The 20,333-nt window shown below is 63.5% G+C and carries 20 protein-coding genes; 9 read left to right on the plus strand and 11 right to left on the minus strand.

What is annotated here, in order from left to right:
* Positions 1–7: 7 nt before the first annotated feature.
* Together MESCI2_RS0107165 and MESCI2_RS0107170 are read right to left on the minus strand one after the other, a co-directional pair.
* Positions 8–760: a crotonase/enoyl-CoA hydratase family protein gene (locus tag MESCI2_RS0107165; RefSeq protein ID WP_027035970.1), complete on the minus strand. Its 753-nt coding sequence runs from the start codon at positions 758–760 to the stop codon at positions 8–10.
* 31 nt (positions 761–791) lie between these two features.
* On the minus strand, positions 792–2,561 hold the full coding sequence (locus tag MESCI2_RS0107170; RefSeq protein WP_027035971.1) for an acyl-CoA dehydrogenase: 1,770 nt from the start codon (positions 2,559–2,561) through the stop codon (positions 792–794).
* Positions 2,562–2,775: 214 nt separating this feature from the next.
* On the opposite strand from MESCI2_RS0107170, the gene MESCI2_RS0107175 reads away from it, so the two are divergent.
* The 3 genes from MESCI2_RS0107175 (at position 2,776) to MESCI2_RS0107185 (ending at position 4,508) form a co-directional block, all read left to right on the plus strand.
* Positions 2,776–3,012, plus strand: coding sequence for a hypothetical protein (locus MESCI2_RS0107175; protein ID WP_027035972.1), 237 nt, complete (start codon positions 2,776–2,778; stop codon positions 3,010–3,012).
* A 23-nt stretch (positions 3,013–3,035) separates the two neighbouring features.
* Positions 3,036–3,227, plus strand: a complete 192-nt coding sequence (locus MESCI2_RS01000000134450) for a DUF1778 domain-containing protein (RefSeq protein ID WP_032900478.1) — start codon at positions 3,036–3,038, stop codon at positions 3,225–3,227.
* Positions 3,228–3,398: 171 nt separating this feature from the next.
* Entirely contained in the window at positions 3,399–4,508 is a 1,110-nt protein-coding gene (locus tag MESCI2_RS0107185) for a glycoside hydrolase family 25 protein (RefSeq protein WP_027035973.1), read from the plus strand.
* A 13-nt stretch (positions 4,509–4,521) separates the two neighbouring features.
* Here MESCI2_RS0107185 and purD read toward each other — a convergent pair whose 3' ends face one another.
* The gene (gene purD / locus MESCI2_RS0107190) at positions 4,522–5,799 is read right to left on the minus strand and encodes a phosphoribosylamine--glycine ligase (protein WP_027035974.1); all 1,278 of its coding nucleotides are present in this window, start codon (positions 5,797–5,799) and stop codon (positions 4,522–4,524) included.
* A 156-nt stretch (positions 5,800–5,955) separates the two neighbouring features.
* Positions 5,956–6,762, minus strand: a complete 807-nt coding sequence (locus tag MESCI2_RS0107195) for a phytanoyl-CoA dioxygenase family protein (RefSeq protein ID WP_027035975.1) — start codon at positions 6,760–6,762, stop codon at positions 5,956–5,958.
* An 89-nt stretch (positions 6,763–6,851) separates the two neighbouring features.
* Here MESCI2_RS0107195 and MESCI2_RS0107200 point away from each other — a divergent pair, with 89 nt between their 5' ends.
* Both MESCI2_RS0107200 and ubiA read left to right on the plus strand, forming a co-directional pair.
* Positions 6,852–7,763, plus strand: coding sequence for a LysR family transcriptional regulator (locus MESCI2_RS0107200; protein ID WP_027035976.1), 912 nt, complete (start codon positions 6,852–6,854; stop codon positions 7,761–7,763).
* Between the two features lie 68 nt (positions 7,764–7,831).
* Entirely contained in the window at positions 7,832–8,815 is a 984-nt protein-coding gene (ubiA, locus tag MESCI2_RS0107205; protein WP_027035977.1) for a 4-hydroxybenzoate octaprenyltransferase, read from the plus strand.
* 170 nt (positions 8,816–8,985) lie between these two features.
* On the opposite strand, the gene MESCI2_RS0107210 is transcribed toward ubiA, so the two are convergent.
* The 3 genes from MESCI2_RS0107210 to MESCI2_RS0107220 all read right to left on the minus strand — a co-directional run bounded on the left by MESCI2_RS0107210 (position 8,986) and on the right by MESCI2_RS0107220 (position 12,153).
* Complete coding sequence (locus MESCI2_RS0107210) at positions 8,986–9,552, minus strand: DUF6101 family protein (RefSeq protein WP_023808648.1); 567 nt, start codon at positions 9,550–9,552, stop codon at positions 8,986–8,988.
* Positions 9,553–9,738: 186 nt separating this feature from the next.
* Entirely contained in the window at positions 9,739–11,169 is a 1,431-nt protein-coding gene (locus tag MESCI2_RS0107215; protein WP_027035978.1) for an FAD-binding oxidoreductase, read from the minus strand.
* Between the two features lie 9 nt (positions 11,170–11,178).
* Positions 11,179–12,153, minus strand: a complete 975-nt coding sequence (locus tag MESCI2_RS0107220; protein WP_027035979.1) for an L-threonylcarbamoyladenylate synthase — start codon at positions 12,151–12,153, stop codon at positions 11,179–11,181.
* Positions 12,154–12,352: 199 nt separating this feature from the next.
* Between MESCI2_RS0107220 and MESCI2_RS01000000134455 the strand changes: the two genes are divergently transcribed.
* Positions 12,353–12,835, plus strand: a complete 483-nt coding sequence (locus MESCI2_RS01000000134455) for a hypothetical protein (RefSeq protein ID WP_346558003.1) — start codon at positions 12,353–12,355, stop codon at positions 12,833–12,835.
* 176 nt (positions 12,836–13,011) lie between these two features.
* Entirely contained in the window at positions 13,012–13,401 is a 390-nt protein-coding gene (locus MESCI2_RS0107230) for a hypothetical protein (RefSeq protein WP_027035980.1), read from the plus strand.
* Positions 13,402–13,501: 100 nt separating this feature from the next.
* Here MESCI2_RS0107230 and MESCI2_RS0107235 read toward each other — a convergent pair whose 3' ends face one another.
* Together MESCI2_RS0107235 and glyS are read right to left on the minus strand one after the other, a co-directional pair.
* Positions 13,502–13,801, minus strand: coding sequence for a hypothetical protein (locus tag MESCI2_RS0107235; protein WP_027035981.1), 300 nt, complete (start codon positions 13,799–13,801; stop codon positions 13,502–13,504).
* Positions 13,802–13,910: 109 nt separating this feature from the next.
* Positions 13,911–16,289 carry a glycine--tRNA ligase subunit beta gene (gene glyS / locus MESCI2_RS0107240; RefSeq protein WP_027035982.1) on the minus strand — a complete coding sequence of 793 codons (2,379 nt, stop codon included), beginning with the start codon at positions 16,287–16,289 and terminating at the stop codon, positions 13,911–13,913.
* A gap of 195 nt (positions 16,290–16,484) precedes the next feature.
* Here glyS and MESCI2_RS1000000138425 point away from each other — a divergent pair, with 195 nt between their 5' ends.
* Positions 16,485–16,661, plus strand: a complete 177-nt coding sequence (locus tag MESCI2_RS1000000138425) for a hypothetical protein (RefSeq protein ID WP_197031526.1) — start codon at positions 16,485–16,487, stop codon at positions 16,659–16,661.
* A 3-nt stretch (positions 16,662–16,664) separates the two neighbouring features.
* Here MESCI2_RS1000000138425 and MESCI2_RS0107250 read toward each other — a convergent pair whose 3' ends face one another.
* The gene (locus tag MESCI2_RS0107250; RefSeq protein WP_056581147.1) at positions 16,665–17,585 is read right to left on the minus strand and encodes a glycine--tRNA ligase subunit alpha; all 921 of its coding nucleotides are present in this window, start codon (positions 17,583–17,585) and stop codon (positions 16,665–16,667) included.
* 218 nt (positions 17,586–17,803) lie between these two features.
* On the opposite strand from MESCI2_RS0107250, the gene MESCI2_RS0107255 reads away from it, so the two are divergent.
* Positions 17,804–18,265 (plus strand): GNAT family N-acetyltransferase, encoded by a 462-nt coding sequence (locus tag MESCI2_RS0107255; protein WP_023808656.1) that lies wholly within the window; start codon positions 17,804–17,806, stop codon positions 18,263–18,265.
* A 79-nt stretch (positions 18,266–18,344) separates the two neighbouring features.
* On the opposite strand, the gene MESCI2_RS0107260 is transcribed toward MESCI2_RS0107255, so the two are convergent.
* A complete protein-coding gene (locus MESCI2_RS0107260) occupies positions 18,345–20,120 on the minus strand; it encodes a tetratricopeptide repeat protein (RefSeq protein WP_027035984.1) in 1,776 nt (591 codons plus the stop codon).
* Positions 20,121–20,333 lie beyond the last annotated feature (213 nt).

A 20,333-nucleotide genomic window follows, 5' to 3' on the forward strand; every position in this document is an offset into this window, starting at 1 on the left:
AAGAGGCTCAGGCCTTCTTTCTGGTCATGAACGCGGTGAGCGCGGCGCGGGCCTCATCCGATTTCAGGCGCTCGCGAAAATGCTCGCTTTCCTCGCCGATGCGGGCGACGAGGTCGTCGCGCGAGCCGCGCATCAGGTCTCGCGCGATCTTCAGCGCCTGCGGCGGCTTGGCCGCGATCTGGCCGGCCGCCGCCAGCACCGAGGCCTCCAGCGCTGCTTCCTCGACCACCTCGTAGATCAGGCCGGCAGCCTTCGCCCGTTCAGCCGGAAAGCCTTCGCCGAGGCCGAGCAGCGCGAAGGCACCCTGCTGCCCGAGGATGCGCGGTGCCAGCAGGCTCGATCCCGCCTCAGGCACCAAGCCAAGGTCGACGAAAGGCGTCCTGAACACGGTGCGTGGCGTGGCGAAGGTCAGGTCGCAATGCAGGTTGAGCGTCGTGCCGATGCCGACCGCGATGCCGTCGACGCCGGAGACCATGGGTTTTTCGACCTTGGCCAGCGCCATCAGGAAATCCCAGACTTCGGTGCCGCCGTCGCCGCCGGTGGCGACGACCATGAAGTCGGCAAGGTCGTTGCCGGAGGAAAAGGCGCCGGGCACGCCGAGAAAGACATGGACGCGGATCGCCGGGTCGGCGTCGCCCTCGGCCAGGGTTTTTGACATTTTCGCATACATGGCGCGCGTCAGCGCGTTCTTCTTGTCCGGCCGGTTCATGCGGATGATCTGGATGGCGCCCTGGCGCTCGACGAGGATATGGTCTGTCACGGTCTTTTTCCCTGGTGAGCGCTGTGAGAATTCAGGCTGATATCAGCGACTTGCCGGCGGCGGCGAGGCTTTCGGCGCCATCGATGACGCGCGCCCGCAAAGCGCCGACCTCGCCGAGGAGGTTTTCGGCGAAGAAACGGCACAGGGCGATGCGGCCCTGATCGGCCAAAGCACCCCGCGCCAGATAGGCGCCGCCGGCGGCAAGCGAGATCAGCCTGAGATAGGGCGTGGCACCCGCCAGCGCCTCGTCCTGCCGGCCTTCGGCCGCCAGTTTTTGCAGGAAGCGGGTCGCTTGCGTCAGATCGCCGAACGCTGCGTCGAGAGCGTCGGCGGTGCGGCCGAAACCCTGCACGTTCGAGGTCCGCACCGCTGCGGCCATATCAGCCAGTTCGGCGATGTAACCATGCACATGGTCGCCGCCGCCGAGCGGCAGCTTGCGCATCACCAGATCGATCGCCTGGATACCGTTGGTGCCCTCGTAGATCGGTGCGATGCGCGCATCACGATAGAAGGCGGCCGCTCCCGTCTCCTCGATGAAACCCATGCCGCCATGCACCTGGACCCCGAGCGAGGCAACCTCGACGCCGATATCGGTCGAGAACGCCTTTGCCAGCGGCGTCAGCAGATTGGCGCGGTCGCGCCAGTGTGCCGCCTCGTCACCGGCGGAGACACGGGCCATGTCGATGGCGTGGGCACAGGAATAGCTGATGGCGCGTGCGGTTTGGGTCAACGCCTTCATGGTCAGCAGGTTACGCTGGACATCGGGGTGATGGACGATAGGCGCCATACCCGTGCCGGTGTAGCTCGCGGCCTTGCCCTGCCGGCGCTCATTGGCATAGGCGATCGCCTTCTGCGTTGCGGCTTCCGCCACCGCCACCCCCTGCATGCCGACACAAAGCCGCGCATTGTTCATCATGGTGAACATGCAGGCGAGGCCCTTGTTCTCCTCGCCGATCAGCCAGCCGACGGCGCCGGGTTCGGCACCTTCAAAGCCGTCGCCGTAGATCATGGTGCAGGTCGGCGAGGCATGGATTCCAAGCTTGTGCTCCAGGCCGGAACAGAAGACGTCGTTGCGCGCGCCGAGCGCGCCATCGTCGCCAACCAGGAATTTCGGCACCAGGAACAGCGATATGCCGCGCGTGCCGGCCGGCGCATCGGGCAGCCGCGCCAGCACCAGATGGATGATGTTGTCGGTGAAATCGTGCTCGCCATAGGTGATGAAGATTTTCTGGCCGAAGATGCGGTAGCTGCCGTCGCCCGCCGGCTCGGCGCGGGCGCGCAAGGCGGCGAGGTCCGAGCCGGCTTGCGGCTCGGTCAGGTTCATCGTGCCCATCCATTCGCCGGAGACGAGCTTTTCGAGATATTTCGCCTTGAGGTCTTCGGAGGCGTGTTTGTAGAGCGCCTCGACCGCGCCCATGGTCAGCGTCGGGCCGATGCCGAAGGCCATGGCGGCGGAGTTCCACATTTCGAGCGCGGCGACGCCGAGCATGGTCGGCAGCGCCTGGCCGCCATGTTCCTCAGGCCCGGAGAGCGCGTTCCAGCCGCCATCGATCCAGCGGCGATAGAGTTCCTTCCAGCCGGGCGGCGTGGTGACGGCAGCGTCCTTCAGCACCGCACCTTGCCGATCGCCGATCGTGTAGAGCGGTGCGACCTCTTCAGTGGCGAAGCGGCCGGCCTCGCCAAGAACGGCATCGACCAGATCCTCACCGAGATCGCCGAACCTGCCGGCATCAAGCGCCGATTTCATGCCGGCCACGTGCTTGAGCGTGAAAGCGATATCCTCGACCGGTGCTCGATACATGCCGCTTACTCCTCCCGATGCATCGGCCCTGCCAACCCTAGAGCCAGCGCCATTGCAAAACCATCCGCTGTTTGAGCGGTCTCCCATCTTCTTTTTACGTAAACGTCAAATTTTGTCACGCTGATTTTGCAATCTCCGCGGCACGTATTAAATTCAATCGGCGCCAGATCAAGTCGACCGGCGATCGATTAAAACCACGCAACGGAATTATCCCATGCTTGCAAGACCGGACGCCTATCGCTGCATCGAATGCGGCCTGCCCTATCGAGCGGAGGGGTTCTGCTATCATGGAGGCCAGTTGGAACACGGTGCCGCCTACTGGTCGGATCGCGGCATTTTGTGCTCGCCGCAATGCTCGCTCGCTCACCACCGCAAACGCGCCGCCGAAGGCACGCTGCGGCAAGAGCCGGCGCCGGACCCGTTTGAAGTTCAGCCATTCAACCGGCGTTGAACGCTCGACCAAAGGTGACCATAATGCCAAACGAACAGACCGGTATTGCTCACACCGAAGCGGCGCAGCCCTCCATTGACCAGGCCGCCGTCATCCGCCTTTCAATCGAGGATCAGATCGCCTTGGTGGCAGCGATTTTGAATCCGCCGGAACCGAATGAAGCGCTACGCAGAGCCGCGAACGCTTACAAACGGCTTGTCGCTGAATCCCGGTAAATATCACCCTGATCGTCGATCCGCCAAAGACCACCTCAGCCGTGTCTCCCGCCGAAGCAAATCCTTAACCATGACGGTTCAGCATCTGCCTTTGATCAACGGGGATTCCCTGTTTTGAAAACACTGGCGCGCCTTCTTCGCCGCACAGCGCTCCTCGCTCTTGCGGCGACGATGGCGCTTTCGACGGCGGCAACGGCCTCGGATTTTTCCGAGCCGTGGATGAACGCCGACCGCGCTCTGGTCGTCGATGCCTACGAATACAATTCCATCGACTGGGCCCAGCTCGCCACCGACAAGCGGGTCGTCGGCTTCATCAACAAGGCCTCCGACGGCATGCCGCCCCCCTATTTCTGCCTGGGGAACGACATTGAGGTGAAGCTTTGCAAGGCGCTGTGGAAACGTCATGCGGTGACACGCGAACTGTTCCAGACGCGCCGGGTGGTGGCCAAGGCACTCGGCCTGAAATGGGGCGCCTATCACCTTGCCCGCCCCGGCAATCCGGTCGAGCAGGCCAACAATTTCCTCGATTTCGCCGAGCCCGCACCAGACGATCTCATGGCTCTCGACATCGAGGGCAATGATCCCTCGCAATGGATGTCGCTCGACGATGCCGAGGAGTTCGTGCGCCAGGTGCATCGGCGCATCGGCCGTTTCCCGGTGCTGTACACCAACGGCAAGACCGCCCAGTACATTGCCGACAACAGCTACCGATACCGGCTGCTGTCGCGGCTGCCGCTCTGGTATGCGCGCTACACCAACGACATCGACGTGCATTTTCCGATGGGCAACTGGCAAGGCTACGCACTGTGGCAGTTTTCGGCGCAAGCCAATTGCGGCCGTTTCCGCTGCCCTTACAGGGTTGCCGGCACGCCCAACGACATAGACGTGAATGTCGCGCCGACAGACGCCGCCACGCTGCGCGCGCAATGGCCGTTCGGTGGGCTTATCGACGTGCCGCCGGACTATCTCGCCTCAATACCGCTACCGGTTTCACGCGAGGCCGGCCTCGCCGGCAATGTCACCATCACCTATGCGTCGGTGGCCGCGCCGCCGACTTTCGAGGACATGGTCGCAGCGTTGGGCACACGCTGGTCCCGTTTCCGCGACGGCTTCCGCATGCCGGTCGTGAAGACGGTGCCCCGGAGACCGAGTTTCGGCATTGTACAATATGTCGCCTGGAAGCGGACCGAGCGGCGTTCCCCCGCACAACTCGACGCTGCGTTTGCCGCTGCCGATCCGCTCAGCACCGCGTCCACCGAACTCGATCGCGGCCAGCGGTAAGCCAACGCGGACTTCAGTTTCCCTGTTCGCGCGCCACCGCCTGCCAGCCGATATCGCGGCGGCAGAACCCGTCCGGCCAATCGATGCGGTCAAGCGCGGCATAGGCTCGTCTCTGTGCCTCGCCGACCGTGGCGCCTGATGCCGTGACGTTGAGGACGCGGCCGCCATTGGCAACCAGCGCGCCGCCATTGATGGCGGTGCCGGCGTGGAAGATCTGGACGCCGTCGCTCGCCGCGTCTTCTACGCCGCGGATGACCGAGCCTTTCTCCGGCGTGCCGGGATAGCCTCTCGCCGCCATAACCACGGTCAAGGCCGCCTCGTCGCGCCAGCGCACCGAAGTATGCGCAAGCTGGCCGTCGGTCGCCGCGTTGAGCAGGACCAGAAGATCATCCTTTAGCCGCATCATCAGCACCTGGCATTCCGGATCGCCGAAGCGGGTGTTGTATTCGATCAGCCTCGGTCCCTTGTCGGTGATCATCAGCCCGGCAAACAGCACGCCGGAGAACGGCGCGCCCAGTTCGGCCATACCGCGCATGGTCGGCTCGATGATCTCGCGCATGGTGCGCTCGACCAGTTCCGGCGTCATAACCGGTGCCGGCGAATAGGCGCCCATGCCGCCGGTGTTCGGACCGGTGTCGCCGTCGCCGACGCGCTTGTGATCCTGCGCGGTGCCGAAGGGCAGTGCGGTGGTACCGTCGCAGAGGCAGAAGAAGCTCGCCTCCTCGCCGGTCATGAATTCCTCGACCACAACTTCCGCGCCGGCGGCGCCGAAGGAACCATCGAAGCAGGCATCGAGGGCTGCCTGTGCTTCACTGAGCGTCATGGCGACGGTGACGCCCTTGCCGGCAGCGAGCCCGTCGGCCTTGATGACGATCGGTGCGCCCGCCTTTTCGATATAGGCCTTGGCCGAGGCCAAGTCACTAAAACGGCCATAGGCGGCGGTCGGGATGTCGTAGCGGGCGCAGAGGTCCTTGGTGAAACCTTTCGACCCTTCCAGCTGTGCGGCAGCCTTGGAGGGTCCGAAGACGCGAATGCCTTGCGCGCGCAGATCGTCGGCAATGCCAGCGACCAGCGGCCCCTCCGGCCCAACCACGACGAGGTCTATTTTTTTGTCCTTGCAGAATGCGGCGACTGCGGCGTGATCGGCGATGTCGAGCTTGACCAGGTCGGCCTCGCCGCCGATGCCCGGATTACCGGGAGCCGCATAGAGCCTCGTCAGCAGCGGCGACGCGGCGATTTTCCAGGCGAGCGCATGTTCGCGGCCGCCGGAGCCGAGAAGAAGAACGTTCATGGCCACCTCTTGATGCCGACTATCCCTTGGAGCACCCGCTATTGCTCTCTGGGCGACGGGTCAAGGCATCAGGGCGCATTGATGGGAATTGCGCACGGGAACGTTACCCCGGCCGAATATGGGCGCCGAATTGCGGCGCCCATATTCTGGCCCGCCTCAGCCCTGGTAGACCACCGGAAACCAGTCCTCGCGCAGCCTCTCGCCCGGTTGCATGCCGTGGCCGTGATAGGGCGGCGAGGTGCGCCCCGGGCGCTCGACATAGCGCGCATCGTCACCGACCCAGCGCAGCGACAGCGCCCGGCGCCGCGCCGCGGTCAGGTTGCCACGCGCGCCATGCGCGGTCCTGAAGTCGAACAGAATGGCGTCGCCCGGCTCCATTTCCCAATCGAGCACCTTCATCGACGGATCCTTGTCGGGATCGGGCACCGGCAGATAGTCGCCCTCGCCAGCATAGAAATTGCTGTCGTCGAGCCAGCGCACCGGCAGGATCATCTTGTCCCATTTGTGCGAGCCGGCGATCAGGCGCAGCGTCGCCTCCTTCACCGGATCGATGGGTATCCAGAAGCTCACCGTCTGCCGGCCATCGACGAAATAGTAGGGAATGTCCTGATGCCAGGGCGTCGGCTTTTGCGTGCCGGGTTCCTTGACCAACACATGATCGTGGAAGAACTGCGCGGTGCGCGACTGCATCACCGCCGCCGCTAGTTCGGCGGCGGGTGAGTCCCGCACCAGGCTGACGAACTCGGGGATGCGCTCCCAGTTGCAGTAGTCATCGAAGAAACTGCCGCGGCCGTTGGCGATGTCGGATGCGGTGGCGCTGCGGTTCTGCATGTTGCGCTCGATGCCGGCGGCAATCGTGTCGACCCAGCCCTTGAAGGCACCGCGAATGCACACCGCACCGTCACGCTGATAGTCGGCAATCGTCTTTGCATCGATGGTCTGGGCGTCGGTTGCGGAAGCCATGGCGTTCTCCTCTTGGAATGAACCGACTATCGCAACCCTCTTTCATTCAGTAAAATAATAACTTTCCATTTGATACATAGGATATCCCTATGAATGTGACCCTCACCCAATTGCGCTATCTGGTTGCCGTGGCGCGTCACGGTAGCGTCACCGGCGCGGCAAAGATGCTGAACGTCTCTCAGCCGTCGATTTCGGTGGCGATCGACGCGGTCGAAAAGAATTTTGGCCAGAAGCTGTTCGTCCGCCAGCGGGGAAGCGGCGTGTCGCCGACATCGTTCGGCCGTGCCGTCGTGGCCAAGGCAAGGCAGGTTCTCACCGAAACGGACGAACTCGTCGGCCTGGGTTCAAGCAAATCGGCTGTCAGCGGTGAGTTGGTGCTGGGATGCTTCGAGGATCTCGCGCCTTTCTTCGCGCCGGCTTTGATCCGCGCCTTCTCCGAACGCTATCCGGCCGTCAAAATCGTCGTTCGCGACGAGACGTTCGAGACGCTGGGTCGACGGCTGGGCGATGCGGCCATCGATCTCGGCCTGACTTATGATCTCAGCCTGCCGACGCATTTCGCCCGCATCCTGCTGCGCGAGCTTCGCCCGCACGCGCTGTTGCCGGCGGGCCATGCGCTGGCGGACCGGCCAACGGTCAGCCTTGCCGATCTGGCCGCCTATCCGCTGATCACGACGGACCAGCCGCACAGCTGGCAGCACATGCTCGACCTGTTCCGCAGCCGCGGCCTTTCGCCGGTGGCCGATACAACGACAAGCTCGTTCGAACTGCAGCGGAGCATGGTCGCCAACGGCTTCGGCGTCGCGGTCAGCTACACCCGCCCGCACGGCGACCGCAGCTATGACGGGCTGCCGCTCATCTGCAAGCCGCTGTCCGATCCGCTGCCCATGCAGCGGATCCTGTTGACCTATGACACGCATCAGCGTGTGTCGAATGCAGCGCTGGCCTTCGTCGAGGTGGCCAAGGACTGGTTCGCCACCCGCGACATCTTTGCCTCGTGAAAGGCTGACGGGCGCTGCGTCTCCGCTTGCCGCTTGACGGTTTCTGCCGCTGCTGCCACTCCATGGGCATGGAAAACATCCAGTCGAAAGCGGCCCAGGGCCGTGTCGCCGATGCGCCGAACGGCCATTGGGTCTACCGCGTGCTGCCGCGCTCGATTTGGCCCTATGCGCAGCTTGCGCGGTGGGACAGGCCGATCGGCTGGCAGCTGCTGCTGTGGCCGTGCTGGTGGTCGGCAGCCTTGGCGGCAAGCGCCTATCCGCGTCCGGGCGACCCGCTGCTCTCACTGCTGCCGGCACCAGTGTATCTCGTGCTTTTCCTGGTCGGGGCCATCGCCATGCGCGGCGCCGGCTGCACCTACAACGACCTCGTCGACGAGGACATCGACAGCCAGGTGGAGCGCACGCGCTCGCGACCGCTGCCGTCGGGCAAGGCGACGCGCCGGCGGGCGTGGCTGTTTCTCGTTCTGCAGGCCCTGGTCGGCCTCGTCGTGCTCATCCAGTTCAACAGCTTTGCCGTCCTGCTCGGCATCTGCTCACTGGCGGTCATCGCCATCTATCCATTCATGAAGCGGATAACCAACTGGCCGCAACTGGTGCTTGGCCTTGCCTTTTCCTGGGGCGCGCTTATGGGATGGGCGGTCGAGTTCGGCGATCTCGATGGGCCTGCCGTCATGCTCTACATCGGCTCGATCCTGTGGGTGATCGGCTACGACACGATCTACGCGCATCAGGACAAGGAAGATGACGCCATTGTCGGCGTGCGCTCGACGGCACGCCTGTTCGGCGACAACACCAAGGCGTGGCTGGCCGGACTTTATGGCGGCGCACTGATCTGTTTTGCGATCGCCTTCGCGTCGGCGCAGGCGCCGGTGGTGGCGCTGGCCGGACTGATCGCCGCCGGCGCCCATATGGCCCGGCAGATCGCGGTTCTGGATATCGACAATCCGGACCAATGCCTGCGGCTGTTCAGGTCGAACAACCAGGTCGGCTGGCTGATCTTTCTCGGCCTGATCGGCGGCGCTGTGTGGGTGGCGCTGAAGCCGCTGGTTTAGCGGGCTTTTTCCCTTCTCCCCTTGTGGGAGAAGGTGGATTGGCGCGCAGCGCCAAGACGGTTGAGGGGTGTTGGACGGAGTACCGTCAGTGCCAAGCTGGAACACCCCTCATCCGACCGAGCTTCGCTCGGCCACCTTCTCCCACAGGGGGAGAAGGAAGATCCATCATCCTAATCCCTCGAAATGATCTCCTGGCCGTCGATGACCAGCCTGAGACCGAGGGCGCCAGCCCTGCGGCGAGCGAGGAAACGCGGGCGGCGCGTGTTCGAAATCCGCCCCTTGCGCCGATCCTGCGGCGGCAGCGTCTTGATGGCCGCGCCGAGCGATTCTTCCAGAGTGCGGGCAACGCCGTCCGATTCGATCAGCAGCATCGGCAGACGGTAAGCGTCGGCCCAGGCGCGCCAGTCGGCTGCGACATCGTCGAGATCGTCGGCCACCAGCAGCGGCACCGACAGCATCGGGTCGTTGTGCAGGAGTTCCAGGGTCACCGTGACATTGCCGTCCGGATCCTCCATGGCGCGGGCGGCAACGCCGCGGAACGCATTGGCGGGCAGAACGATGATCGCGGGCAGGCCGCTCATCTCGAGCAAGCGGCGGATCACGGCGCCGCGCTGGTCGATGGTGAAGGTTACATCGCCGTAGTCGTCGCGAGTCGCGTAGCTCACCACTTGCGGCAGGCGGAATGGGTCGAGACGCATGTTGCGTCCCGCCCAGACTGGCTTCAGTCCGGTGTTCATAGAGTGGCCTTCCTGTCTGTCTCCTGAGAGCCGGTGTCCGGTTCTCTCCGGGCCGGTTTTTCCAGCCTCGTTTGTATGGAGACAGTAGCGCGGGCTCCTTACCGCCCCGCTTAAGAAAGTCGGTTAAATTTTGCTGATCTCAGGGATGGTTATCGGAATCCCACCAGCCACAAGATGTCGAAAGGATCAGATAACCTTACCCGGATTCATGATGCCGGCCGGATCGAAAGCGGCCTTCACCCTTCGCATCAGATCGATCGCCATCGGCGGCGCGGTGGCGATCAGTTCGTCGCGTTTCAACTGGCCGATGCCGTGCTCGGCCGAGATCGAACCGTGCAGGCTGCGCACCACATCGTGCACCGCCTTGTTCATGGGATGATAGAGAGCGAGGAACGCCTCATCATCGCCGTCGACTGGCCGCGAGATATTATAGTGGAGATTGCCGTCGCCCATATGGCCGAAGCAGACCACGCGGGCGCCTGCACTTACCGACGCCACGGCGCCGGCAGCCTGCGCGATGAAACGTGGGATTGAAGCAATAGGCACCGAAATGTCGTGCTTGATCGAGGCCCCCTCAGGCTTTTGCGCTTCGGGCAGCACCTCGCGGAAATTCCAGAAGGCATCCCCCTGCCCGAGGCTCGCGGCAATGACGGCGTCGCCGACGAATTCCTGTTCAAGGCCGGCCGAGAGCACGTCCTCGATCAACGCCCGCGAATCCTCCGACGAACGGCCTGATGAAATCTGCATCAGCACATACCACGGCCAGTCCTCGATCAGCGGCCGCACCACGCCCTGGGCATGCGCCAGCGTGAAATCATATGGCCGTCTGCCGATCAGTTCGAAAGCGGTGAGTGCTGCCCCGGCACGGTCCATGGCCAGGCTGAACAGCGAAAGTGCTGCCTCGGGTGACGACAGGCCGGCGAACGCGACTTCGCGCCCCTTCGGCTTCGGGAACAGCTTGAGCACGGCGGCGGTGATGACGCCGAGCGTGCCTTCGGCACCGACGAACAGGTTTTTCAGGTCGTAGCCGGTGTTGTCCTTCTTCAGCTTGCGCAGGTCGTCGAACACCTCGCCGGTCGGCAGCACCACCTCGACACCGAGGCAGAGTTCACGCGCATTGCCATAGGCAAGCACGCCGGTGCCGCCGGCATTGGAGGAAAGATTGCCGCCGATCTGGCAGGAACCTTGCGCGGCCAGCGACAGCGGGAACAGCCGGTCGGCGGCGTCGGCCGCCTCCTGCAGCGTCTGCAGGATGACACCGGCCTCGACCGTCACGGTGTTGGACAGGACATCGATCTCGCGGATGCGGTTCAGCCGCGACAGCGACAGGACGATTTCGCGCCCGGAACTGTCCGGCACCTGCGCGCCGACCAATCCGGTGTTGCCGCTTTGCGGCACGATCGGCGTTCCCGTCTCCGTCGCCAGCCGCATGATCCGGCTGACTTCGTCAACGCTGCCCGGCCGCAGCACCAGCGATGTCGCGCCGTGCCAGAGCCCGCGCCGCTCAATGAGGTAAGGCGCGATATCGCGCTCGTCGCGCAGCGCATATTTGTCGCCAACGATGGCGGCGAAGCGATCGATGAGAGCGGAATCGAGTGTCTCTATGATTTCGGTCATGGGGGAAAACTATGGTGTGGGCTGCGCGATGTCACGAGGGGCGGCGGCACGCGACAGCCGATCGTTGATCGCTTCGCCGAGCCCGTCGAAGGGAATAGGCTCGACGGCGATGGTTTGCGCGCCGCTGCGGTCGAGCTCCTGCATATAGGCGAACAGATTGCTCGCCGCTTCGCGCAGGTCACCGGTTTCGGACAAATTGAGGAAGGCTTCGGCGCGGTGCCAGCCTTGGGCCCTCTGGCCGTCGAAGCCGAGCAAGGCCTCGCCCTCGCCGACCGTTCCGGCATTGAGCCGCATCGCGGCACTTGGCGCATAGTGCGAGGCAAGCATGCCCGGCGCCTCGATACCGGCGGTGCCGCCGCGCAACAATTCCATGCCGATGGCCGCCTCGATCTCCTCGGCGGCGATGCCGCCGGGCCTCAGCAGGCGCATTCTTTCCCCCTCGGCCTTGAGAATCGTTGATTCCAGCCCGACCGGGGTCGCGCCACCATCGACCACCAGCTTTATTCGCGCACCGAGATCGGCGGCCACCGCTTGCGCGGTCGTTGCGCTGATCCTGCCGGATGAATTGGCGCTGGGCGCTGCAAGCGGGCGGCCGAGCCTGGCGATCAGCTCGCCGCCAAAGCCCCTCGGCATGCGCAAGGCAATCGTATCGAGCCCGGCGGTGACCAGCGGATGGATGCCGTTGCCGGGTTGTTGCGGCAGCACCAGCGTCAGCGGACCGGGCCAGAACGCAAGCGCGAGTTTCTTCGACAACGGATCGAACAGCGCGAGACGCTCGGCCATCGCCATGTCTGCGACATGGGCGATCAGCGGGTTGAAGCGCGGCCGCCCCTTGGCTTCGAAGATACGCGCCACACCGATGCCGTTGGTGGCGTCGCCGGCGAGCCCGTAGACGGTTTCCGTCGGGATGGCGACGACATCGCCTTCCATGAGCAGCGCCAGCGCCCGCTCCAGCGCCTCGCCCGAGCCAAGTATTTCAGCCACTCTCGTCACCTCACAGATGCGGGGTGCGTAGTACGATGGCGGCCGTTGGGCAAGTCACTGTTGGGTAAGTCGGTGTTGGACAAATCGGGGCATTGGCGATTTATCAATTCCTAAAATGCTACGTTTCCACGAAAGCCCGCATCAATCGCGGCCTGCTATTGAACAGCTTCTGGGCAAAAGGGGAGCTATGTCAGTGTCTATGCGCATACTGATGGGGATCGTTCTGGCCGCGGTGACCGGTGGGGCTCAGGCCTCGTCGCTGGTTTTTCCCGGTGCGCCGTCCTCGACACCGTCGATCGTCAGGGTCGGTGCCCCCAACCAGCCTAAAACCGCCGAAGCAGCCAAGGATGCGCAGTCGGTGCTGGCACTTGGCGCAGCAGAGCCCGACGTCACCTATGAAAAGGTGGCGGCGATCCCGGAAAAGCCGCACGGCTTCCAGCCAGGCCCGATGGTCATTCGTGGCGGTGTTACCGGTCCTGATTTTCCAGCACCGGCGCCAACCGCTGCACCAGCGACAGGTGCCGCGCCGGCTGCTGGCACGGCGCCGGTGGCAGGCACAGCGCCGGCAACGGCCACTGCCTCCGCAGCCCCCTCAGGGAACGCCGAGACCCAACCCGCCCCGCCGAGCGCCCCGGCGCAGGCAGCAGGTCAGCGCATGCCTCCCAACGGCTACACCAAGTAGCCCGGCTCAAAGACAGCCTGACATCGATGGCGTGACTTGACGGCGATCTGGCGCCCGGCGCACGATTGCCAGGCAAACCCCGTTTCGGTTTATGTCAGCCGCCAGACGCCATCGTCTGGATTTCGTCAGGCGGTTCTGGCAGACGGGATTTCATGACTAGGGGTAAAGGGGGGACCATGAGAAAATCTGGAATCGTAACCGCAGCAGGCCTATTGCTGGCGTCACTGCTTGGCGTCGGGGCGGCTCATGCCGACGATATGCTGGGATCCTATGTCGCGCGCATTTCCGATCGCGACCATCAGGCGAGTGACGGCTATGCGCTGGACAATGCCGCGCAGATGGTGCGGCAGGACCGCGCCAACTGGCACAAATTCCACCGCCGCGACAGCGACGACGAGGGCGATGGCTGGTTCAGGACCAACGACCAGCGCGCCGACCTGCAACGCATGCTGGAGCGCGGCGGCGCGATGAGTTCCTCGACCAAGCGCGCCATCGTCAATGGCGAACCGCTGATCCAAGTCGATGTCTACGAAAACAGCGTGCGCGTCAGTATTCTCGAGAACTGACCGCCGGGGGCGGCTGACAAATCGGCTTCGGGGAAGGCTGATAGGAAAAGGCGGCGCCTCAGCGCCGCCTTGCCATCGATAGACTCGGCGGCTGAAAGAATCAGGCCGCTTCTTCCTTGTCGTCGTCTTCTTCGGACTCGTCGCCTTCAGCCTTCACGCTGTCCTCGGCGTCGTCTTCGTCCTCATCTTCTTCGTCTTCATCTTCGTCATCCGAGAGCGTGGCAGCTTCGGTGGACTCTTCGCCTTCTTCATCGTCGCCGTCTTCGTCGTCATCAGACAGGTCAGCGGCTTCGATCGCTGCGGCGGCGGCATGATCGAGAATGGTCTCGGAAGCGGATTCAAGCGCCTCGGCGAGAGCCGGGGTTTCTTCTGTCACTTCGATTTCGTGATCGGAATTCATGGAAGCCTCCGTGGGGTTGGGGAACATGTCCCTTCTGCCACGGAGAGATCATCGCCATATGACTGTAAGCCGGCTCGAACGGCCGGCAGCAGAGAATATTTTCTTCGCCTTAACCTGCGATCCTGGAGAAATCCGCGACCTGACCGGTGGCCGCGCGGATGCGAGCGAGCAGCGCCAGGCGGTTGGCACGCACCGCCTGATCCTCATCGTTTACAAGAACATGCTCAAAGAATGAATCAACCGGCTCGCGCAACACGCTAAGCGCCAGCAGCGCGCCGGAAAAGTCATCGTTTTGAATCGCTTCGCCGGCTTGCTTCTCAGCCTGATTCACCGCCGCAAACAACGATTTCTCGGTATTCTCACGAAACAGCGCCGGCTCAACGGTTTCGGCGACCGCCGTTTTCTTCTTCTCCTCGGCGGCCAGAATGTTGGCCGCACGCTTGGTGCCGGCGAGCAGATTCTTACCGTCCTCCGTGTCGAGGAAGGAGCCCAGCGCTTCGACGCGGCGCACGATCTGCAGCAGGTCGTCGGACTGTGGCGTGATGACCGCATCGATGAGATCGTGGCGCGCACCCTGATCGCGGAGGTAGACCTTCAGGCGGTCGTGGAAGAAGGCGACGAGATCGGCGACGAATGGCGAAAGCGATGCTTCCAATTCCATCATACGCTGGCCGTCGAAGAACTCTCGTTCCTGATCGGCGGAGCCAAAGGTTTGCGAATTTGCGTTGGCCAGTCCGCCTTTCAACAATCTCGAGATCAAGCCCGCTTCCGACAGCAGCTGGCTTGCCCCCTTGTATTCGCGAATGCGGGAATCGAGCATCGTGACCACACCACGGCTCTCAGCCCCCTCGCCGAAGCGATCATAGGCGGCGAGCGCCGAGGCCACCGTCGCTGCAATGGCGACACCCAGGGAAAGTCTGATCCTGTTTTCCAGTATGATCCTCACCACACCCAGCGCCGCTCTACGCAGCGCATAGGGGTCCTTCGACCCGGTCGGCTTTTCGTCAATGGCCCAGAAGCCGGCCAGCGTGTCGAGCTTGTCGGCGAGCGCCACAGCGATCGAAACCGGATCGCTCGGTACGCGATCGGAAGGGCCTTGCGGCTTGTAGTGTTCTTCCGCGGCAGCGGCGACACTCCCATGCTCGCCTTGCAGCAATGCATACTTGCGGCCCATGGCGCCCTGCAGTTCCGGAAACTCGCCAACCACTTCGGTGGTGAGGTCGGCCTTCGCCAGGACGGCAGCGCGACGCGCCAGTGCGGGATCGGCACCGACGATCGGCGCCAGTTCCTCGGCCAGGTGCTTGATCCGTTCCACCCGCTCGCCTTGCGTGCCGAGCTTGGCATGGAAAGTCACGCCGAGATGGTCGAGGCGGGCCATGCGCTGGTCGAGGGGCTTCTTGAGGTCAAGCCCGAACTTTTCCGCCGATGCCTCGATCTGGTCGAGATCGGGCAAATCGCCCTGGTCGGTCGTCCAGAAATAAAGCGCGTCGGACAGGCGGGCGCGCACCACCTTGCCGTTGCCGTGGGCGATCTCCTTGCCGCCATCCTTCGCCTCGATGTTGGCGGTGAGGATGAAGCGGTTGGAAAGCGCGTCGTCGACACCCTGTGGCCGCGTGACAAAGCACTTCTGGTTGGCCCGGATGGTCAGCCGGATCACCTCGGCCGGAATGGCCAGGAAAGCCTCCTCGAACTCGCCCATCAGCACGACCGGCCATTCGACCAGCCCGGACACTTCTTCCAGCAGCCCATCGTCCTCGACCAGGTCGAGCCCGTTGGCGAAGGCGAGATTGCGGGCGTCGGCAAGGATGATCTCCTTGCGGCGGTCGGCATCGAGCACGACCTTCGCCCCTTCCAGCTTGGAAACATAGTCGTCGAAGCGGCGCACCGTGATGGCATCAGGCGCATGGAAGCGATGGCCGTAGGTGATGTTGCCGGAGCGGATGCCGTCGATCTCGAAATCGACCAGCACCGGCTCCTCGGTCTCCGGGCCGAAGGTGCACAGGATCGATTGCAGCGGGCGCACCCAGCGCAGCGAGCCGGGTTTGGCCGAGGCCGGCCCCCAGCGCATCGATTTCGGCCATGGGAAGTTGCGGATGATGCCCGGCACCAGTTCGGCGATGATCTCCTCCGCCACCCTGCCCGGCTTCGAAATATGGGCGACATAGAAGTCGCCCTTCTTCGGATCGGAGTGGACATGTGCCTCGGCAACCGAAGCAAGCCCGGCCTTGCGCAGGAAACCCTGGACCGCCTGTTCAGGCGCTGATGTCGAGGGCCCCTTGATTTCCTCACGGATGTCCTTCGAGCGCGCCGTCAGGCCCCGGATATCGAGGGTCAGCCGCCGTGGCGTCCAGTACTCGCGCGCCGCCTCATAGGTCAGCCCCGCCTCGACCAGGCCGTCAGTCAGCATCTTCCTGAGATCACCCGCCGCCTTGCGCTGCATGCGGGCGGGAATCTCCTCGGAGCGAAGTTCTAGAAGCAGGTCAGGCATCGGGGTCAGCTCATGCGGGAGAGTGGTCCGGGCGGGGCATAGCAACTCGGCTGGCCGCTGTCACCCTTTCCAGAAATTTTGGCTGCGCTGTCGGGACGAGGCGATGCCACCCGTCCTTGGATCAAAGATTTCCATGAACCGAACGCAGCGCTGGAGCGACCCACGCTCAGGCAGGGAACTATTGGCTCAACGATCATGAAAACGGCATCCAGACTTCTGCAGATCCTCGCACTCAGCGCCTGCTTCACCGCGCAGGCTCACGGCGCCTTCTCGATGCCGGGTGTGCGGCAGGCATTGCGCACCATCGACGGTGCCAGCGGTCACACCGTGCCGCCGATCAACATTTCCCTCGAGATGATAAAGCGGGCCTGAAACTCAGGCCGCCAGCCCGCCGGCCTGCGTCTTCAGAAACGCTTCGCCGCAGGCCTTGGCCAGATTGCGCACCCGCAGGATGTAGCTCTGCCGTTCGGTGACCGAAATCACGCCGCGCGCGTCGAGCAGGTTGAAGACGTGGCTGGCCTTGATGCACTGATCATAGGCGGGGAAAACCATGCGGTGCATCGGCAGATTGTCGTTGGACGCCGGCGCGCCGGCATCGAGCAGCGCCTTGCACTCGGCCTCGGCGTCCTCGAAGTGGCGCAAAAGCATCGCCGTGTTGGCGTATTCGAAATTGTGGCGCGAATATTCCTGCTCGGCCTGCAGGAAGACATCGCCATAGGTGACCTTGTCGGCGCCTTCGCGGCCGTTGAAGTTGAGGTCGTAGACATTGTCGACGCCCTGCACATACATGGCCAGCCGTTCCAGCCCGTAGGTCAGTTCGCCGGCCACCGGCGCGCACTCGATGCCGCAGACCTGCTGGAAGTAGGTGAACTGCGACACTTCCATGCCGTCGCACCAGCATTCCCAGCCAAGGCCCCAGGCGCCCAGCGTCGGGCTTTCCCAATCGTCCTCGACGAAGCGGATGTCGTGCAGCAGCGGATCGACGCCGATCGCCGCCAGCGAGCCGAGATAGAGCTCCTGCAAGTTGGGCGGGTTCGGCTTCAGGATCACCTGATACTGGTAATAATGCTGCAGCCGGTTCGGGTTCTCGCCATAGCGGCCATCCTTGGGGCGGCGCGACGGCTGGACATAGGCGGCGTTCCAGCGTTTTGGCCCGAGCGCGCGCAGCGTCGTTGCCGGATGAAACGTGCCGGCGCCGACCTCCATGTCGTAGGGCTGCAGGATGACGCAGCCATAGGCCGCCCAGTAATTGTGCAAGGTCAGGATCAGCCCCTGGAACGAGCGGCTGGGATGCATATGGGCGGGAATTTCAATTGTCACGGGTGGCCTCGACAGCACAGGCTAGCTTGCCGGCACGTCCTAGAGACACGGCGGCGAAGCGTCAAGCAAGGCACCGATGCGGTCGCGCCGGCATTATGGACAATGTTGAAAGCTTTGCAGGGGGCTGACCCATTGCCCATCTCTGGGGCCTGCGCTCTGTTCGCCTGTGCAGCAACGAACAACAGGTTTCAGCCATGCCCAGCCCGATCGTCATCCGCCCTGTTGCGCGACAGGATTTCGAGCAATGGCTGCCGCTGTGGGATGGCTACAATGCATTTTATGGCCGTTCGGGCGAAACGGCCCTACCGGGTGAGATCACCCAGATGACATGGTCTCGTTTCTTCGATGCCTATGAGCCGGTCCACGCGCTGGTGGCCGAAGGCGAGGGACAGCTTCTCGGCCTCGTGCACTATCTCTTCCATCGCAGCACCACGGCAATTGCGCCCAATTGCTATCTGCAGGACCTTTTCACCACGCAGGCTTCGCGTGGCAAAGGCATCGGACGGGCGCTGATCGAGGGCGTCTACGAGCGCGCCCAGGCGGCCGGCTCAGGCCGGGTATACTGGCTGACGCATGAGACCAATCACACGGCGATGAAGCTTTACGACAAGGTCGCCGAACACTCCGGCTTCGTCGTCTATCGCAAGCTCTTCTGAGGCAGCCAGCCGAATACGGTTCAAACGAAAACGGGACTCCGAAAAGAGCCCCGTTTGCATTGAATTCAAATGGCTAACTTCATCCCTTCGGGGCGGGCACCGGCTCTGGCTTGACCTTCGGGGTCTCCTGCGCCGTGTTGGATTCGATCGGCGGCAGGCCCTTCATCAGCTTCTGCTGCAATTTGGCCAGCACATCGGGATCCGGCTTCAGGTCGCGGGCCTGGTTCCACTGGAAGGTGGCTTCCAGCTTGCGGCCGACGCGCCAGTAGGCATCGCCGAGGTGATCGTTGAGAACCGGATCTTCCGGCTTCAGCGAAACGGCACGTTCCATTTCGCGCACCGCGTCATCGAACCTGCCGAGGCGGAAATAGGCCCAACCCAGCGAATCGACGATGTAGCCGTCGCTCGGCCTGAGGTCGACGGCCTTCTGGATCATCGCCAGGCCTTCCTTGAGGTTCATGTTCATGTCGACCCAGGAATAGCCGAGATAGTTCAGCACCTGCGGCTGGTCGGGGAACAGTTCCAGCGCCTTGCGGAAGTTCGGCTCGGCCTTGGGCCATTCCTTCAGGCGCTCATAGGCGATGCCGCGCTGGTAGAAGATGTTCCAGTTGGCCGCGGTCGGCGTCTTCAGCACCTCGACAGCCTTGTCGTAGAGGGTAGCGGCCGAACGGAAGTCCTCCTTCGAGGAATAGACGCCACCGAGCGCCAGATAGCCGCGCATGTCATTGGGATGGGCGTCGACCAAGGCTTTCAGATGGGTGATCGCTTCTTCGTGACGGTCGAGATCGGCAAGGTTGAGGCCGAGCTGCAGGTCCGAAAGCTCCTTCAGCGGCGAGGTGGCGGGGATCCGCCGATAGAGTGCGATGGCGCCCTCGCCGTCCTTCAACTGCTCGGACACGGCGGCGAGCTGCACAAGGGCTGCGTCGCTGTCAGGCTTCAAAGCGAGCGCATATTGCAGATAGAGGCGCACGAACGGTTCGCCGCCGCCACGGTTGAGCGCGGTGGCGAGGTCGAGCAGGATTTCGGAGGCGCCATCGGATGGGCCGGCCACCAGGGGCGCAATCTTGTCGCCTTTTGCAATTCGGTCGCGCAAGGCGACGATTTCCAGCTTGCCTGGCGAAAACGTCTCGGCCTGGTCGAGCACCGACAGGGCCTTGGTCTTATCGCCCTTGCGGGCCAGGAACGAGGCGTAGGCCTGGGCGTTGCGCATCCAGGTTTCGGGAGCGGCACCACCGGCGGCGGTGTCCTGCATGGTCGCGGCATAGATCGCCTCGGCCTTTTCCGGCATGCCGGATGCATCAGCAATCAAGGCACGGTGGAACGACTTGAACAGGCCGAACCAATCCGGCCCCTGCAGCTTGTCGATGGACGCCATCGCATCGGCAGGCTCGCCGGCGCCTTGCTGCGCCCAGCCGGACATCACCCCGGAGATCAGCCGGTCGAGATCGGATTCCAGCGATAGCTTGAGCCAGTACTGCGCCTTGGTGAAATCCTTCTTGTGGAAGGAATCGACCGCGAGCGCCAGGCGCGAGAAACGCTCGACGTCAGGCACTTCCTTGAGCTTGTCGGCATAGACCAGGGATTCGTCGAAGCGCCCTTGCGCGATCAGCGACAGCATCAGGCTCTGCTGCAGGCCGGTGTCGCTCGGGTCGAAGGCCAATGCTTGCTTGTAGTAGGCGATGGCGCTGTCGAGGTCGTTATCGCCTTCGGCGATCCGGGCTGCCAGATAAGCGCCCGAAAACGAAGTGATCTTGACCGGTTCGGTGGTTTGCTTGGCATAGGCCGGCAAAGTCGAGATCGCCATGCCTGTCACAATTGCCAGCCTTGTCAGCCAGCGCGCACGTCCTTGCCGCATCGTATCCCTTTCAGCCAGGCGCCATCTCCGCGTCAGCGGGATCGGCGTAGACTCGATCTTTCCAGGCAAAGCATGGCCTTTTTGGGGTCGCGCTTCAATCCGCCTCGAATTCACAATCCGGGCACCCGATTAACAAACCATGGCGACAGGCACCAGTTTTCCGATCTTGAATTTCAGCCATGGCCCTGCGCGGCGCCGAAGATATCACAGATC

Source organism: Mesorhizobium ciceri WSM4083 (assembly GCF_000519305.1).
Lineage (GTDB): Bacteria > Pseudomonadota > Alphaproteobacteria > Rhizobiales > Rhizobiaceae > Mesorhizobium > Mesorhizobium ciceri_B.

What these genes read in the sequence shown, in the direction of transcription:
- MESCI2_RS0107170 (WP_027035971.1), bottom strand. Translation starts at nt 2,561, where the DNA reads ATGTATCGAGCACCGGTCGAGGATATCGCTTTCACGCTCAAGCACGTG.
- MESCI2_RS0107175 (WP_027035972.1), top strand. Translation starts at nt 2,776, where the DNA reads ATGCTTGCAAGACCGGACGCCTATCGCTGCATCGAATGCGGCCTGCCC.
- MESCI2_RS01000000134450 (WP_032900478.1), top strand. Translation starts at nt 3,036, where the DNA reads ATGCCAAACGAACAGACCGGTATTGCTCACACCGAAGCGGCGCAGCCC.
- MESCI2_RS0107185 (WP_027035973.1), top strand. Translation starts at nt 3,399, where the DNA reads ATGGCGCTTTCGACGGCGGCAACGGCCTCGGATTTTTCCGAGCCGTGG.
- purD (WP_027035974.1), bottom strand. Translation starts at nt 5,799, where the DNA reads ATGAACGTTCTTCTTCTCGGCTCCGGCGGCCGCGAACATGCGCTCGCC.
- MESCI2_RS0107195 (WP_027035975.1), bottom strand. Translation starts at nt 6,762, where the DNA reads ATGGCTTCCGCAACCGACGCCCAGACCATCGATGCAAAGACGATTGCC.
- MESCI2_RS0107200 (WP_027035976.1), top strand. Translation starts at nt 6,852, where the DNA reads ATGAATGTGACCCTCACCCAATTGCGCTATCTGGTTGCCGTGGCGCGT.
- ubiA (WP_027035977.1), top strand. Translation starts at nt 7,832, where the DNA reads ATGGAAAACATCCAGTCGAAAGCGGCCCAGGGCCGTGTCGCCGATGCG.
- MESCI2_RS0107210 (WP_023808648.1), bottom strand. Translation starts at nt 9,552, where the DNA reads ATGAACACCGGACTGAAGCCAGTCTGGGCGGGACGCAACATGCGTCTC.
- MESCI2_RS0107215 (WP_027035978.1), bottom strand. Translation starts at nt 11,169, where the DNA reads ATGACCGAAATCATAGAGACACTCGATTCCGCTCTCATCGATCGCTTC.
- MESCI2_RS01000000134455 (WP_346558003.1), top strand. Translation starts at nt 12,353, where the DNA reads ATGCGCATACTGATGGGGATCGTTCTGGCCGCGGTGACCGGTGGGGCT.
- MESCI2_RS0107230 (WP_027035980.1), top strand. Translation starts at nt 13,012, where the DNA reads ATGAGAAAATCTGGAATCGTAACCGCAGCAGGCCTATTGCTGGCGTCA.
- MESCI2_RS0107235 (WP_027035981.1), bottom strand. Translation starts at nt 13,801, where the DNA reads ATGAATTCCGATCACGAAATCGAAGTGACAGAAGAAACCCCGGCTCTC.
- glyS (WP_027035982.1), bottom strand. Translation starts at nt 16,289, where the DNA reads ATGCCTGACCTGCTTCTAGAACTTCGCTCCGAGGAGATTCCCGCCCGC.
- MESCI2_RS1000000138425 (WP_197031526.1), top strand. Translation starts at nt 16,485, where the DNA reads ATGAAAACGGCATCCAGACTTCTGCAGATCCTCGCACTCAGCGCCTGC.
- MESCI2_RS0107250 (WP_056581147.1), bottom strand. Translation starts at nt 17,585, where the DNA reads ATGCATCCCAGCCGCTCGTTCCAGGGGCTGATCCTGACCTTGCACAAT.
- MESCI2_RS0107255 (WP_023808656.1), top strand. Translation starts at nt 17,804, where the DNA reads ATGCCCAGCCCGATCGTCATCCGCCCTGTTGCGCGACAGGATTTCGAG.
- MESCI2_RS0107260 (WP_027035984.1), bottom strand. Translation starts at nt 20,120, where the DNA reads ATGCGGCAAGGACGTGCGCGCTGGCTGACAAGGCTGGCAATTGTGACA.